Below are 17,369 nucleotides of genomic sequence, written 5' to 3' on the forward strand. Positions count from 1 at the left end.
GCGTCCACCAGCCCGTAGTAGGCGGTCACGAAGACGACCGGCATCGAGGCGGCCTCGGTGAAGGTCCAGCCGGCCGGGATCCGGGCGAGCCGCCGCCGGTCGGCGACGGCGACGGGGCCGAAGCCGCCGGGGAACAGGCCGAAGACCCGCTCGCCGGGGGCGAGGTCGGTGACCTCGGCGCCGACCTCCAGGACGACGCCGGCGCCCTCGGAGCCCAGCTCGGCGCGCTCGGGGTACATGCCGAGCGCGAGCAGCACGTCGCGGAAGTTCACGCCGGCCGCGCGGACGCCGATCCGCACCTCGCCGGGGCCGAGCGGCCGCTCGGCGGTGTCGGCGGGCAGCAGCCGCAGGCTGGTCAGGATGCCGGGCTCGGTGGGGTCGAGGGTCCAGGCGGCGGCGTCCTCGGGGACGGTCAGCGCGGCGGAGGCGGGCACGCGCACCAGTCGCGGCGCGTACAGGGCGCCGCCGCGCGCGGCGAGCTGGTTCTCCCCCAGCTCCACCGCCCGGCGGACCAGCGCCCAGTCGGCCGAGCCGTCGTCGTCGAGCAGCAGGACGCGGTCCGGGTGCTCGGACTGGGCCGAGCGCAGCAGGCCCCACACCGCGGCGCCCGCCGGGTCGGCGGGCTCCTCGCCCGGGTGGACGGCCGCGGCACCGCGGGTGACGACCACCAGGCGGTCGGCCTCGTCCCGGTCGCCGGCCAGCCAGCGCCGGGCGGCGTCGAGCGCCCCGGCGGTGGCGGTGCGGGCCCGGGCGGCGTCGTCCGCGCCGGTCGCCTCGACCCGGTGCAGCACCAGGGCCGCGCGGGCGTGGCCGGCCTCGACGGCGGACAGCTCCGCCACCGGGCATTCCTCGGCGGCGGCGGCGCCGGTCGGCAGCGCGCTCCACTCGACCGCGAACAGCGCGTCGCCGGCCTCGGCGCGGCGGCCGTCCGGCTGACCGGTGGGCGCCGGCCGCAGGGTCAGCGAGCGGACGTCGGCCACCGGTGCGCCGGTGGCGTCGGCGACCCGGATCGAGATCGCGTCCCGGCCCGCGGGGGCGAGCCGGACCCGGGCCACGGAGGCGCCGGTGGCGTGCAGGGTCACCCCGGACCAGGCGAACGGCAGCGGCGTCGCGCCGGCGTCGTCGAGGAACCCGCCGACGGTGGTGGCGTGCATGGCCGCGTCGAGCAGCGCCGGGTGGACGCCGTAGCCGGCGGCCTCCTCGGCGGCGCCCGCCGGGAGGGCGATCTCCGCGTAGACGGCGCCCTCGGCCCGCCAGGCCCGGCGCAGCCCGCGGAAGACCGGCCCGTAGCCGTAGCCGGCCTCGGTCAGCCGCTCGTAGTAGCCGTCCAGCTCCACCGGCTCGGCGTCGGCCGGCGGCCAGGCGGAGAGGTCGTACGGTTCGGCGTCCGTCCCGGCGGCCAGGGCGCCGGAGGCGTGCCGGGTCCAGCCGGCCGCGCCGTCGGGCTGGGCGTGGACGGCCACCGGGCGGTCGCCGGCCGGGTCCGGGTCGCCGACCCGCACCTGGATGCGGACGCCGCCGGTGGCGGGGACGGCCAGCGGGGCCTCGACCATCAGCTCGCGCAGCGCGGTGCAGCCGACCTCCCGGCCGGCCCGCAGCGCCAGTTCCACGAAGCCGGTGCCGGGCAGGATCGCCGTGCCGCGCACGGCGTGGTCGGCCAGCCAGGGCTGGGCGGCGAGCGACAGCCGGCCGGTGAGCAGCGCGCCCTCGCCGTCGGCGAGCGGCACGGCGGCGGTCAGCAGCGGGTGCTCGGTCCGCAGTAGGCCGGCGCCGGTCACGTCGGCCCCGGACCGGCCGGGGCGCAGCCAGTAGGGCCGGCGCTGGAAGGCGTACGGGGGCAGGGTGATCCGGCGGCCGCCGCGGTCGGCGAGGACGGCGGACCAGTCCACCGCGGCGCCCCGGGTCCAGGCGGTGGCGACGGCGGCCAGCAGGGTCTCGGCCTCGGGCCGCTCGCCCCGGGAGGCGGGCACCAGTGCGGCGTCGTCCCGGTCGGTGGCGTCCAGGGTGAGGCGCGCCATGGCGGTGAGCACCGCCTCCGGGCCGAGCTCCAGGAAGCGGGTCGCGCCCTGGCCGGCGAGCCAGCGCACGCCGTCGGCGAACCGGACGGCCCCGCGGACGTGCCGCACCCAGTACTCGGGGGTGCAGATCTCCTCGGCTCCGACGGCGGTGCCGGTGAGGTTGGAGACCACCGGCAGGCGCGGCGGGTGGTAGGCGAGGCGCTCGGCGACGGCGCGGAACTCGGCGAGCATCGGCTCCATCAGCGCCGAGTGGAAGGCGTGCGAGACCCGCAGCCGGCTGGTCCGGCGGCCCTCGGCGCGCCAGTGCCCGGCCAGGTCGGCGATCGCGTCCTGCGGTCCGGAGACCACGATCGCCCGCGGGCCGTTGACGGCGGCGACGTCGACCCCGTCGTGGGCGGCGAGCGCCTCGGCGGCCCCGGCCTCGTCGATCTCGACGGCCAGCATCGCGCCGCCGGCGGGCAGCGCCTGCATCAGCCGGCCGCGCGCGGCGACCAGGGTGCAGGCGTCGTCCAGCGAGAGCACGCCCGCGACGTGGGCGGCGGCGATCTCGCCGATGGAGTGGCCGAGCAGGAAGTCGGGGCGCACGCCCCAGTCCTCCAGCAGCCGGAACAGCGCCACCTCGAAGGCGAACAGCGCGGCCTGGGTGTGGACGGTCCGGTCCAGCAGGGCCGCCTCGGGGGTGTCCGCCTCGGCGAACATCACCGCGCGCAGCGGGTGGTCCAGCTCGGTGTCGAGCCGGGCGCAGACGGCGTCCAGGGCGTCGGCGAACACCGGGAAGGCGGTGTAGAGGGCGCGGCCCATGCCGGGGCGCTGGGAGCCCTGGCCGGAGAACAGGAACGCCGAGCGGCCGTCGGCGCTCTCGCCGCGCAGCACGCCGGGCGCCTCGGCGCCGGTGGCCAGCGCGCCGAGGCCGGCGAGCAGGCCGGCGCGGTCGGCGGCCAGGACGACGGCGCGGTGCGCCAGGCCGGTGCGGCCGGTGGCCAGTGCCAGGGCGATGTCGGCCGGGTCCGGGTCGGTGCCCGTCCCCGCGTCGGCGAAGCCGTGCAGCCGCTCGGCCTGGGCGGCGAGCGCGGTGGGGTCGGCGGCGGACAGCAGCCACGGCAGCGGCGCCCCGGTGGCGGGTGCCGCCGGGCCGCGGGCCGCCGTCTCCTCGACGGGGGCGCTCTCCAGGATGACGTGGGCGTTGGTGCCGCTGACGCCGAAGGAGGAGACGCCGGCCCGCAGCGGTCGGCCGTTCTCGGGCCAGGGCTGTGTGGCGGTCGGCAGCTCGATCGCGCCGGCCGACCAGTCCACGTGCGGTGAGGGCGCGTCCAGGTGGAGCAGGCCGGGCAGCTCGCCGTGGCGCATCGCCATGATCGTCTTGATCACCCCGGCGACGCCGGCGGCGGCCTGGGTGTGGCCGATGTTGGACTTCACCGAGCCGAGCAGCAGCGGCCGGTCGGCCGGTCGGTCCTGGCCGTAGGTGGCCAGCAGGGCCTGGGCCTCGATCGGGTCGCCGAGCCGGGTGCCGGTGCCGTGCGCCTCGACGGCGTCCACCTCGGCGGCCGACAGTCCGGCGTTGGCGAGCGCCTGGCGGATCACCCGCTGCTGGGCGGGGCCGTTCGGGGCGGTGAGGCCGTTGGAGGCGCCGTCCTGGTTGACCGCGCTGCCGCGCACCACCGCCAGCACCCGGTGCCCGTTGCGGCGCGCGTCCGAGAGCCGCTCGACCAGCAGCATACCCACGCCCTCGGCCCAGCTGGTGCCGTCCGCCGCCGCCGAGAACGGCTTGCAGCGGCCGTCGACGGCGAGACCGCGCTGCCGGCTGAACTCGATGAAGGAGTCGGGCGACACCATCACCGTCACGCCGCCCGCGAGGGCGATGCCGCATTCGCCGGAGCGCAGCGCCCCGGCCGCCATGTGCAGGGCGACCAGCGAGGAGGAGCAGGCGGTGTCCACCGTGATGGCGGGGCCCTCCAGGCCGAAGGTGTACGCGAGCCGGCCGGAGGCGACGCTGGTCGTGGTGCCGGTCAGCACGTGGCCCTCGACGCCGTCCGGCAGCACCGCGCCCTGCCCGTAGCCGGAGGAGGTCATGCCGACGAAGACGCCGCCCTGGCTGCCGCGTACGGCGGTGGCGTCGATGCCGGCGTCCTCGAAGGCCTCCCAGGCGGCCTCCAGCAGCAGCCGCTGCTGCGGGTCCATCGCCAGGGCCTCGCGCGGGGAGATCCCGAACAGGCCGGCGTCGAACTCGCCCGCGCCGGCGAGGAAGCCTCCGGAGCGGACATAGGTGTGCCCCTGCCGGTCGGGGTCCGGGTCGTAGAGGCCCTCGACGTCCCAGCCGCGGTCGGTCGGGAAGTCGACGATCGCGTCCCCGCCGGCCGCGACCAGCCGCCAGAGGTCCTCGGGGCCCTCGACACCGCCGGGGAAGCGGCAGCTCATGCCGATGATCGCGATCGGCTCGTCGGTGGCGGCGGTGGCCGTCGCGGCCGGGCCGGAGTCGAGCCCGCCGACCAGGTAGCGGGTCATCTCGCCGATGGTCGGGTGGTCGAACACGGCGGTGGCGGGCACCGGGGTGCCGGTGCCGGCCGCCAGGCGCTTGCCCAGCTCGACGGCGGTCAGCGAGTCGAAGCCGAGGTCCTTGAAGGTCCGGCCGGTCTCCAGGCCGCTCGGGTCGGCGTGCCCGAGCACCGCGGCGACCTCGGCGCGGACGACGGCCAGGGTCTCCCGCTCGCGCTCGGCGGCGGACAGTGCGGCGATCCGGCCGCTGAGGGCGGCCGCGCCGTCGGTGCCGGCGGCGGCCGCGGCGGTGCGCGGGCCGGGCAGGTCGGCGAGCAGCGGGCTGGGCCGGGCAGAGGTGAAGGAGGCCGTGAAGGTCGTCCAGTCGACGTCGGCGACGACGACGGTGGTCTCGTCCCGGTCGACGGCCCGGTCCAGCGCGGCCAGGGCCAGCCGCGGGTCCATGGCCGGGATGCCGCGGCGGCTCAGGAAGTCCGCGCCGCGGCCGTCCGGGCCGCCGGACCACGGGCCCCAGGCGACGGAGGTGGCCGGCAGGCCGAGCGACCGGCGGTGCTCGGCCAGCGCGTCGAGGTAGCTGTTGCCGGCCGCGTAGGCGGCCTGGCCGCCGCTGCCCCAGACCCCGGCGATCGAGGAGAACAGCACGAAGGCGTCCAGCGGCACGTCCGCGAGCGCGGCGTGCAGCCGGGCGGCACCGGCGGTCTTGGCGGCGAGGACGGCCGCGAACTCTGCCGGACCGGTCAGCTCCAGGGCCTCGGTCGGGCCGACCTCGGCGGTGAGGACCACGCCCGCGACGGGGTGCTCGGCCAGCAGCGCGGCGAGCGCGTCGGCGTCGGCGAGGTCGCAGACGGCCACGGTGGCCGGGGTGCCGGCCCCGGTCGACTCGGCGGCGAAGTCGGCGAGTTCCCCGGACGGTGCGGAGGCGACCAGCAGCAGGTGCGCCGCGCCGCGGCCGGCCGCCCAGCGGGCGGCCTGGCGGCCGAGGGCACCGTCGGCTCCGGCGACCAGGACGGTGCCGGTCAGCCGCCGGCCCTCGCCGGCGGGCGCGGGCTCGGGGGCGCGCAGCAGCCGGGCGGCGTAGGTCCCGGAGGACCGTACGGCGCTCTGGTCCTCACCGGTGGCACCCGAGAGGAGGGCCGCGAGGCGCCGCCCGGCGCGCTCGTCGAGCACCGGCGGCAGGTCGATCAGGCCGCCGGTGCGGTCCGGGTGCTCCAGCGCCAGCGACCGGCCGAAGCCCCAGAGCTGGGCCTGCACCGGGTGGTCCAGCCGGTCGGCCCGGCCGGTGGAGACGGCGCCCCGGGTCAGGGTCCACAGCGGGGCGGTGATCCCGGCGTCCCCGAGCGCCTGCACCAGCGTCAGCGACACCGCCAGGCCGGCGGGCAGCACCGTCCCAGGCAGCGGCTCCTCGGCCAGGCCGGCCAGCGAGACCACGCCGGCGAACGGCTCGGCCGCGGGAAGCGCCGCGCGGAGGGTGTCGGCCAGGGCCGTACGGCCGACGGCCGGGTCGGCCACGACCAGGGTCACGGTCTGCGCACCGGCGGTACGGATCGCCGCGACCACCTCCTCGGCGGCGGTCTCCTCGGCGGCCACCACCAGCCAGGTGCCGGTCAGGGCGACCGCCCCGCGCGGGGCGTCCACCGGCTTCCAGCCGATCCGGTAGCGCCAGGAGTCCAGCGTCGAGCGGTCCCGGCGGCGGCGCCGCCAGTCGGCCAGCGCGGGCAGCACCGAGCCGAGCAGCTCCGGCGTGTCGTCCAGCCGCAGCGCCTCGGAGAGCTCGGCCAGGTCCTCGCGTTCCACGGCGTCCCAGAACCGGGCCTCGGCCGGGTCGCCCTCGGCCGCCGGGGCGGCGGCCTGCTCCAGCCAGTGGCGCTCGCGCTGGAAGGCGTAGGTCGGCAGCTCGACCGGGCGCCCTGCGGGCAGCAGCGCGGTGAAGTCGACGGCCACGCCGGCGGTCCAGGCCTCGGCCAGGGCGGTCAGCAGTTGCTCGGGGCCGCCCTGGCCGCGCCGCAGCGTGCCCAGCACGGCCGTCGCGGTCTCGGCCGCGTCGGCGGTCTCCTGCACGCCCACCGTCAGCACCGGGTGCGGGCTGCACTCCACGAACACCGCCCGGCCGCTGCCGAGCAGCGCGCGGGTGGCCTCCTCGAAGCGCACCGGGGAGCGCAGGTTGTCGAACCAGTACCCGGCGTCCATCCGCGCCGTGTCGATCGGGGTGCCGGTCAGGGTGGAGTAGAGCGGCACGGTGGAGGTCACCGGGGCGACCTCGGCCAGGTCGTCCAGGATGCGCCCGCGCAGCCGGTCGACCTGGGCGGAGTGCGAGGCGTAGTCCACCGGGATCCGGCGGGCCCGCACCCCGCTCTCCTCGCAGAGCGCCATCAGCGCGTCCAGCGCATCCGGCTCGCCCGACACCACCGTCGAGGACGGGCCGTTGAACGCGGCCACCGAGATCCGGCCGTCGAACGAGCCGATCAGCTCCTCGACCACCACGCTGCCCGCAGCGACGGACACCATGCCGCCGCCACCGGCGAGTTCGACAATGGCCCGGCTGCGCAGCGCGACCACCCGGGCACCGTCCTCGACGGACAGCGCACCCGCCACCACCGCGGCGGCGATCTCGCCCTGCGAGTGGCCGATCACGGCCGACGGCTCCACACCGTGTGCCCGCCACACCTCGGCCAGCGACACCATCACCGCCCACAGCACCGGCTGGACCACGTCCACCCGGTCCAACTCCGCGCCCGAGCGCAGCACCTCGGTCAGCGACCAGTCCGTGAACGGCGCCAACGCCGCCTCACACTGCGCCAAACGCGCCGCGAACACCGGTGAGGCCTCGGCGAGTTCCCACGCCATACCCACCCACTGCGAACCCTGGCCCGGGAACACGAACACCACGTCACCGGGAACGACCCGGCCCCGGACCACACCCTCGCCACCGAGCACCGCGAGGCCGTCCAGCAACGCCTCCCGGTCCGCACCCAGCACCACCGCACGGTGCTCCAGACCCGCCCGCGACAGCAACGCGGACGCCACATCCGCCACCGACGCCTCCGGACGCCCCAGCACGAACTCCCGCAGCCGCTCCGCCTGCGCACCCAACGCCACCGGCGTCCGGCCCGACAGCAGCCACGGCAGTACACCCCCGGCCTCCGTCGGCTCCTCGGCCGCCGTCGCGGGCGCGGCCTCCAGGATCAGGTGCGCGTTGGTGCCGCTCATGCCGAACGAGGAGACGCCCGCCCGGCGCGGGCGACCGGCCTGCGGCCAGGGGCGCGCCTCGGACAGCAGCTCCACGGCGCCCGTCGCCCACTCCACGTGCGGGGACGGCTCGTCCGCGTGCAGCGTGGCCGGCAGGACGCCGTGCCGCATCGCCTGCACCATCTTGATCACGCCCGCCACACCGGCGGCGGCCTGGGTGTGCCCGATGTTGGACTTCACCGAGCCCAGCCACAGCGGCTCGCCGGCCCGCTCCTGGCCGTAGGTGGCCAGCAGGGCGTGCGCCTCGATCGGGTCGCCCAGCGTGGTGCCGGTGCCGTGCGCCTCGACGGCGTCGACCTCGGCGGCCGCGACTCCGGCGTTGGCCAGCGCCTGCCGGATCACCCGCTCCTGCGACGGGCCGTTCGGCGCCGTCAGACCGTTCGACGCACCGTCCTGGTTGATGGCGGTGCCGCGGATCACCGCCAGCACCTGGTGCCCGTTGCGGCGGGCGTCGGAGAGCCGCTCCAGCATGACCAGGCCGACGCCCTCGGCCAGCCCGAAGCCGTCCGCACCCGAACCGAAGGCCCGGCAGCGGCCGTCCTCGGACAGTCCGCGCAGTCGGCTGAACTCGATGAACAGGCCCGGGGTGGACATCACGGCGGCGCCGCCGGCCAGGGCGAGGTCGCACTCGCCGCCCCGCAGCGACTGGACCGCGAGGTGCAGCGCGACCAGCGAGGAGGAGCAGGCGGTGTCGACGGTGACCGCCGGGCCCTCCAGGCCGAGCGCGTACGCCACCCGGCCGGAGGCGACGCTGCCCGCGCTGCCGGTGACCCGGTAGCCCCCGTAGTTCTCCAGGGCATGGTCCATCCGCGGGCCGTACTCCTGGGTGGCGACACCGGTGAACACGCCGGTGGCGCTGTGCCGCAGCGTGGTCGGGTCGATCCCGGCGCGCTCGACGACCTCCCAGGCCGTCTCCAGCAGCAGCCGCTGCTGCGGGTCCGCGGCGGCCGCCTCGCGCGGCGAGATGCCGAAGAACGCGGCGTCGAACAGGTCCGCGTCGTACAGGAAGCCGCCCTCACGGGTGTACGAGCGGCCCGGCTCGTCGGGGTCCGCGTGGTACAGCCGGTCGAGGTCCCAGCCGCGGTTGGCGGGCAGGGTGGAGATCATGTCGCCGCGTTCGGCGACGACCTGCCACAGCTCCTCGGGCGAGCCGATGCCGCCGGGGAAGCGGCAGCCCATCGCGACGATCGCGATCGGCTCGCCCGGGGCGGCGGTCGCGGCCCTGGCCGCCGTCGGCGCCGGGCCGGTGCCGGTGGCGTCGGTCAGCAGGGCGAGCAGGTGGTCGGCGAGCGCGTTCGGCGTGGGGTGGTCGAAGGCGACGGTGGTGGGCAGCCGCAGGCCCGACGCCGCGTTCAGCCGGTTGCGGAACTCCACCGCGATCAGCGAGTCGAAGCCGAGCGCCTTGAACGCACCGTCCACCGCGATCCCGGCCGGGTCGGCGTGGCCCAGCGCGGTCGCGGCACTGGAGCGGACCAGGTCCAGCAGGGTGCGGCGGCGGTCGGCGGCGGGCAGCACGGTCAGCCGGTCGGCCAGGCCGCTCGCCGCCGCGGCGGCCGACGCCCGGCGCAGCGGGGTGCGGATCAGGCCGCGCAGCACCGCGGGGACGGCCTCGGCGCGCCCGGCCGCCTCGGCGACCGCGATCCGGGCCGGGGCGATCAGCGGGCGGCCGTCGGCGAGGGCCGCGTCGAAGAGCGCGAGGCCCTGCTCGGCGGTCATCGGTGCCAGGCCGCCGCGGACCAGGCGGGCCCGGTCGGCCTCGCCGAGCCGGCCGCCCATGCCCTCGCCGTGCGCCCAGAGGCCGGAGAGCAGCGCCTGGGCGGGCAGCCCGAGGGCGTGCCGGTGCTGGGCGAGCGCGTCGAGGAAGCCGTTGGCGGCGCCGTAGCTGCCCTGGCCGGCGGCGCCGACGGTGCTGGCCAGCGAGGAGAAGAGCACGAACGCGCTCAGGTCGAGGTCGCGGGTGAGCCGGTGCAGGTTCCAGGCCGCGTCGGCCTTGGGGCGCAGCACGGCGTCCAGCTGCTCGGGGCGCAGCCGCTGCACGGAGGCGTCGTCGACCACGCCGGCGGCGTGCACCACGGCGGTGAGCGGGTGCTCGGCCGGGACGGCGGCCAGCAGGGCGGCCAGGGCGGCCGGATCGGCCGCGTCGCAGGCGGCGGCGGTGACCTCGGCGTCCAGCCCGGCGGTCAGCTCCGCGAGTTCCCCGGCGGGCAGGCCGCGGCGGCCGACCAGCAGCAGGTGGCGGACCCCGTGCGCGGTGACCAGGTGCCGGGCCAGCACGCGGCCGATGGCGCCGGTGCCGCCGGTCAGCAGGACGGTGCCGTCCGGGTCGAACGGGGTGCGGGCGGGCTCGGCCCCGGCGAGCGGGGCGGGTCCGGCCTTGACCAGCCGCGGCGCCAGCAGGCGGCCGGCGCGCAGCGCGAGCTGCGGCTCGTCGCCGGCGAGGGCGTCGCGCAGGGCCTCGTCGGTGGGCCGCTCGCCGTCGTGGTCGAGGATCAGGATGCGGCCGGGGTGCTCGATCTGGGCGCTGCGGGCCAGGCCGAGGACGGCGGCCGCGGCGAGGTCGCGCACCTCCTCGTCCGGGCCGGTGGCGAGGGCCTGCCGGGTGAGCAGGACGAGTCGGGAGTCGGCCCGGCCCTCCTCGGCGAGGAAGGCCTGGATCAGCCCGAGGGCGCTGCGGGTCAGGGCGTGCGCGCTCTCGGCGGGGGCGTCGGGGTCGCCGGTGACCGGGAGGAGGACGGCCTCGGGCGCCGGGCCGCCGTCGAGCGGCGGCAGGCCCTGGGCGAGGTCGGCCGGGGCGGTCCGGACGGCGCCGCCGGTGGCGGCGGTGGCGGCGGGGATCCAGTCGAGCCGGTGGAGCGGGTCGGCGGTGCTCCGGCCGGCGGCCGACCGCTCCGGGTCGACGGCCCGCAGGACGAGCGCGTCGACGTCCAGGACGGCGGCGCCCGCCGGGTCGCTCAGCGTGACGGCGTAGCCGCCCTCGGGGCCGGCGGGCGCGGCGTGCACCCGGACGGCGGTGGCCCCGGCGGCGTGCAGCCGGACGCCGGCGAACGAGAAGGCGAGCCGGGTGGTCGCCGGGTCGCCGTCGAGCAGCAGCACGTGCAGCGCGGCGTCCAGCAGCGCCGGGTGGATGCCGAAGCCCTCGGTCGGGAGCGTCTCGGGGAGGGTGACCTCGGCGAACAGCTCCTCGCCGCGCCGCCAGGCGGCGGTCAGGCCCTGGAAGGCCGGGCCGTAGGCGTAGCCGCGCCCGGCCAGGCCGGGGTAGACGTCCTGGACCGTGAGCGGGACGGCGCCGGCGGGCGGCCAGGCGCCCTGCGGTGCGGGCGCGGCGGTCGGCCCGGCGATCAGCGCGCCGGTGGCGTGCCAGGTCCAGGGGCGGTCCTCGGCGGCGGCCCGCGGGCGGGAGTGGACGGTGACGGGGCGGCGGCCCGCCTCGTCCGGCGGCAGCAGCACCACCTGGATCTGGACGGAGCCGTCGGCCGGGAGGACCAGCGGGCTCTGGAGGGTGAGCTCCTCCAGGTGCGGGTGGCCGCAGCGCAGGCCCGCGTGCAGCGCGAGGTCGACGAGCGCGGAGCCGGGCAGCACGACCGCGCCGTTGACCACGTGGTCGGCGAGCCAGGGCTGGTCGGCGGTGGCGAGCCGGCCGGTGAGGACGAGGGTGTCGTCGCCCGCGAGGGTGACGGCGGCGCCGGCCAGCGGGTGGTCGGCGGGGTCGAGGCCGAGACCGGTGGCGTCGGTCGAGCCGGCGCCGGGCGCCAGCCAGTACCGCTCGCGCTGGAAGGGGTAGGTGGGCAGCGGGACCCGCCGGGCGGAGCCGGGGAAGGCGTCCGCCCAGTCCACCGCGACGCCGGCGACGTACGCCTCGGCGAGCGCGCCGAGGAACCGCTCGGGGCCGCCGTGGTCGCGGCGCAGGGTGCCGAGGGCGGCGCCGCCGCGGCCGTCGGCCTCCAGGGTCTCCTGGACGCCGACGGTGAGCACGGGGTGCGGGCTGGACTCGACGAAGGTGTGGTGGCCGGCCGCGAGCAGCGCCCGCACGGTGGGCTCGAAACGCACCACCTGGCGCAGGTTGCGGAACCAGTAGTCGGTGTCGAGTGCGGTGGTCGCCAGCAGGCCGCCGGTGACGGTGGACCAGAAGGCCGTGTGGCCTTCGCGCGGCTCGATCCCGGCGAGGGCCTCGGCCAGCTCCTCGCGCAGCGGGTCGACGGCCGGCGAGTGCGAGGCGTAGTCGACCGGAACGCGCCGGGCGCGGACGTCCTGGGCCTGGCACTGGGCGACGAACTCGTCGAGGGCCTCGGCCTCCCCCGCGACCACGGTGGCGGACGGGCCGTTGTGCGCGGCGACGGTGATCCGGCCGTCGAAGCGGGCGATGCGCGCCTCGACCTCGGCGGTCGGCAGCGGGATCGACGCCATGCCCCCGGTGCCCGCGATGGCGCGCAGGTAGCGGCTGCGCAGGGCGACGATCCGGGCGGCGTCGGCCAGGGTGAGGCCGCCGGCGACGTGCGCGGCGGCGATCTCGCCCTGGGAGTGGCCGATCACGGCGGCGGGGACGACGCCGGAGTGCCGCCAGAGCTTCGCCAGCGACACCATCACGGCGAACAGCGCGGGCTGCACCACGTCGACGCGCTCCAGCGAGGGGGCGCCGGGGGCGCCGTGCAGCACGTCGATCAGCGACCAGTCGGTGTGCGGGGCGAGGGCCTCGGCGCACGCGGTGAGCTCGGCGCGGAAGACCTCGGAGGAGGCGTACAGCTCGGCGGCCATGCCCTCCCACTGGGAGCCCTGGCCGGGGAAGACGAATACGGGGCCGTCGGGGGCGCCGGCCGTGCCGGTGGTCAGGTTGGCGGCGGGCAGTTCCCGGGTCAGCGCGTCCAGGCCGGCCAGCAGCTGCTCGCGGTCGGCGGCGACCACCACGGCGCGCCGGTCGAAGGCGGCCCGGGCGGTCAGCGACAGGCCGAGGTCGGCGAGGGACGCGGCGGCGGCCGGCCCGGCGCCGGCGCGGACGGCCTCGGCCAGCCGGGCGGCCTGGGCGCGCAGCGCGGCGTCGCCGTGGGCGGAGAGCGGGAACGGCAGCGGGCCGGTCCCGGTGGCGGCGGGGGCCGCCGGGGCGTCCTGCGGCACGCTCTCGACGATCATGTGGGCGTTGGTGCCGCTGATGCCGAAGGAGGAGACCGCGGCGCGGCGCGGACGTCCGCGCTCGGGCCAGTCCCGGGCCTCGGTCAGCAGCCGGACGCCGCCGGCGCTCCAGTCCACCCGGCTGGAGGGGGTGTCCGCGTGCAGGGTGCGCGGCAGCGTGCCGTGCCGCATCGCCTGCACCATCTTGATGATCCCGGCGACGCCGGCGGCGGCCTGGGTGTGCCCGATGTTGGTCTTCACCGAGCCGAGCCAGAGCGGGTCCTCGGCGGCGCGGTCCCGGCCGTAGGTGGCCAGCAGCGCCTGGGCCTCGATCGGGTCGCCGAGGGCGGTGCCGGTGCCGTGCGCCTCGACGGCGTCCACGTCGGCGGCGGCGAGCCCGGCGCCGGCCAGCGCCTGGCGGATCACCCGCTCCTGGGAGGGGCCGTTCGGCGCGGCGAGGCCGTTGGAGGCGCCGTCCTGGTTGATGGCGCTGCCGCGGATCACCGCGAGCACCGGGTGGCCCAGCCGCTCGGCGTCGGAGAGCCGCTCCAGGGCCAGCAGGCCCACGCCCTCGCCCCAGCCGGTGCCGTCGGCGCCCTCGGCGAAGGCCTTGCAGCGGCCGTCGGCCGACAGGCCCTGCTGCTTGCTGAACTCGATGAACATGCCGGGCGTCGCCAGCACGGTGGCGCCGCCGGCCAGGGCCATGTCGCACTCGCCGAGGCGCAGCGACTGGGCGGCGAGGTGCAGGGCGACCAGCGAGGAGGAGCAGGCCGTGTCGACGGTGACCGCCGGGCCCTCCAGGCCGAGCACGTAGGCGATCCGGCCGGAGGCGACGCTCGCGGTGTTGCCGGTCAGCAGGTGGCCTTCGAGGTCGGCCGGGGCCTGGTGCAGCCGGGGGCCGTAGTCCTGGGCGGTGGCGCCGACGAACACGCCGGTGCGGCTGCCGCGCAGCACGGCCGGGTCGACGCCGAGGCGCTCGACGGCCTCCCAGGCGGTCTCCAGCAGGAGCCGCTGCTGCGGGTCCATGGCGAGGGCCTCGCGCGGGGAGATGCCGAAGAACGCCGCGTCGAAGCGGGTCGCGTCGGTCAGGAACGCCCCGGCGGGGGTGAGCGTGCCGGTCGGGTTGCGGCCCTCGTCGGCGTAGACGCCCGCGATGTCCCAGCCGCGGTCCTCGGGGAAGCCGGTGACCAGGTCGCGGCCGTCGAGGACCGCCTGCCACAGGGTCTCGGGGGTGTCGATGCCGCCCGCGTAGCGGCAGCTCATCGCGACGATCGCGATCGGCTCGGCGCTCACGGCGCCGGGGGCGGGCGTCGCGGGCGCGACGGCGGCGGGCTCGCCGTAGAGCAGGCCGGACAGGTGCTCGGCCAGGCGCAGCGGGGTCGGGTGGTCGAAGACCAGGGAGTCCGGCAGCCGCAGCCGGGTGGCCGCGGCGAGGCGGTCGCGCAGTTCCACGGCGGTGAGCGAGTCGAAGCCCAGGTCGCGGAAGGTGAGCCGGGCGTCCACGTCGCCGGGGGTCTCGTAGTCGAGGACGGCGGCGACCTGGGCGCGGATCTGGTGCAGCAGCGCCCGCTCGTCCCGCCGCTCGGCGGCGGGCCCGGTCGGGGCCTCGACCGGGGCCGGCGCGGCGGGAGCGGGTTCGACGGCCGGACGGGCGGCCGCGTCCAGCCAGAAGCGGCGGCGCTGGAAGGCGTAGGTGGGCAGGTCGACCGGTCGGGGGGCGTGGCCCGCGAAGAGGGCGTCCCAGTCCAGCGGCGCGCCGGCGGTGTAGAGCCGGGCGACGGCGCCGAGCAGGGTCTCCGCGTCGTCGCGGTCCTTGCGCAGGGCCGGGGCCAGCAGGCCCTGGGCGCCGGCCTGCCGGGCCATCGCGCAGAGCACGCCGTCCGGGCCGACTTCGAGGAAGCGGGTGACGCCCTCGCGGTGCAGGGTGTCGACGCCGTCGGCGAAGCGGACGGCCTCGCGGACCTGGCGGACCCAGTAGTCGGGGGTGGTGAGCAGCCCGGGCTCGGCGATCCCGCCGGTCAGGTTGGAGACGACCGGGATGCGCGGCTCGGCGAAGGTCAACTCCGCGAGCACGGCGGCGAATTCGGCGAGCATCGGCTCCATCAGCGCCGAGTGGAAGGCGTGCGAGACCGTCAGCCGGCTGGTCTTGCGGCCCTCGGCCCGCCAGCGGGCCGCGAACTCCTCCACCACCTCGGTCGGACCGGAAACCACCACGGAGGTCGGGCCGTTGACGGCCGCCACGTCCAGGCGGTCACCGATCTCCGAGCGCACCTCGGCCTCGGCGGCCTGCACCGCCAGCATCGCCCCGCCGCTCGGCAGCGCCTGCATCAGCCGGCCCCGCGCCGCCACCAGGGCGCACGCGTCGGCGAGCGAGAACACGCCCGCCACATGGGCGGCCGCGATCTCACCGATCGAGTGCCCGAGCAGGAACTCCGGTGCCACGCCCCAGGATTCGAGCAACCGGAACGACGCCACCTCGACCGCGAACAGCCCGGCCTGCGCCCACACCGTCCGGTCCAGGTCCTCCGCACCCGCGAACACCACGCTGCGGACCGATCCGCCGAGCAGCGGGTCGAGCTCCGCGCACAGCTCGTCGAAGGCGGTCGCGAAGGCGGGGTGGGCCTCGTACAGGCCCCGGCCCATGCCGACCCGCTGCGCGCCCTGGCCGGTGAACAGGAAGGCCGTGCGGCCCTCGTCCGTCTCCCCCGAGACCACCCCGCGCACCGGCTCGCCGGCGGCCAGCGAGCCGAGGCGGCGCAGCAGTTCGTCCCGGCCGCGGCCGAGCACGGCGGCCCGGTGGCCGAAGGCCGCGCGGGTGGTGGCCAGCGAGTGGCCGACGTCGGCCGGGTCGGCGGCGGGCGTGGCCTCCAGGTGGGCGCGCAGCCGGGCGGCCTGCTCGCGCAGCGCGTCCTCGGTGCGGCCCGACAGCGGCCAGAGCACCGGCGCGTCGGCGTCGGCGGTCCGCTCGCGCGGGTCCTCGGCCCGGCCGGGCCACTCCGTGAGCACGACGTGGCAGTTGGTGCCGCCCATGCCGAAGGAGCTGACACCCGCGATCCGCGGGCCCTCGGGCCAGGGTTCGAGGGCGGTCTGCACCCGCAGACCGAGGTCGTCCAGGGGGATGCGCGGGTTGGGCCGTTCGAAGTTGAGGCTCGGCGGGAGCTGCCGGTTGGCCACCGACAGGACGGCCTTGAGCAGGCCGGCCGCGCCGGCGGCGCCTTCGAGGTGGCCGATGTTGGTCTTGGCGGAGCCGACCCGCAGCGCGGCGTCGGGGGTGCGGCCGGCGCCGAGGACGGCGCCGAGGGCCGCCGCCTCGACCGGGTCGCCGACGGCCGTGCCGGTGCCGTGCAGTTCGACGTAGCGCACCGCGTCGGGGGCGATCCCGGCGCGCCGGTAGGCGGCGCCGAGCACGTCGGCCTGGGCGTCGCGGCTGGGGGTGGTCAGGCTGTCGCCGCCGCCGTCGTTGTTGACGGCGCTGCCGCGGATGACGGCGTAGATCCGGTCGCCGTCGGCGACGGCCCGGGCGACGGTCTTGAGGGCGACGACCACGCCGCCCTCGCCGCGGACGTAGCCGTTGGCCCGCTCGTCGAAGGTGTAGCAGCGGCCGTCCGGGGAGAGCGCGCCGAAGCGGGCCGCACTGACGGTGCTCTCCGGGGCCGCGATCAGGTGCACGCCGCCGGCCAGGGCGAGGGTGGCCTCGCCGCGCCGCAGGCTGTCGGCGGCGACGTGCACCGCGACCAGGGAGGAGGACTGTCCGGCGTCGACGGTCATGCTGGGGCCGCGCAGGCCGACGGCGTAGGAGACCCGGTTGGCGATCAGGCCGCGCTGCAGGCCGGCCAGCGAGTGCGGGCCGATCTGCGCGGCGCCGCCGCGCTGGGCGAGGGTGGCGTAGTCGGAGGCCATCACGCCGACGAAGACGCCGGTCCGGCTGCCGCGCAGGGCGTCCGGCACGATCCGGGCGTCCTCCAGCGCCTCCCAGCTCAGCTCCAGCATGAGCCGCTGCTGCGGGTCCATGGCGGTGGCCTCGCGCGGCGAGATGCCGAAGAAGCCCGGGTCGAACCCGTCGATCCGGTCGAGGAAGCCGCCGCGGCGCGGGACGTCCCGCTCGGCGAGGTCGCCCCGGTCGAGGGGGACGTCACCGATCGCTTCCACGCCGTCGCACAGCAGCTTCCAGAAGGCCCGCGGGGTCGCGGCGCCCGGCAGTCGGCAGGCGAGTCCTACGACGGCGATGGCAGCGTCATCGGCATGGACCTCAGGCATGGGACACCTCAACACGTAATGCGCCGGAAATAGCCGAACGGAATTCACGGGTGGAATTGCCCACCCGTCGACCTGGGCGGATTGGCGTTTCGCAAGGGCCACCGCGGTCCGCCGGGTGGAATTCCCCGGCGTACCCGATGGCGCGTCATCCGCGAGCTTAGGGAGCGAACCGACCGGCACCAACCCCTAAGCAGGGCGGATGCCGGCCCCCGGTACCGGCCCCACAGTTAGGGGTGCCGGTCCGGGGACTTC

The 17,369-nt window shown here is 77.5% G+C and carries 1 protein-coding gene; it reads right to left on the reverse strand.

All coding sequences use genetic code 11. The features are described 5' to 3' along the window. The coding region (locus ACWGKU_RS21470) for a type I polyketide synthase (RefSeq protein ID WP_452191520.1) at nt 1-17,117 on the reverse strand (17,117 nt) is incomplete at its 3' end. Nucleotides 17,118-17,369 lie beyond the last annotated feature (252 nt).

The organism is Kitasatospora sp. NPDC054768, assembly GCF_053612025.1.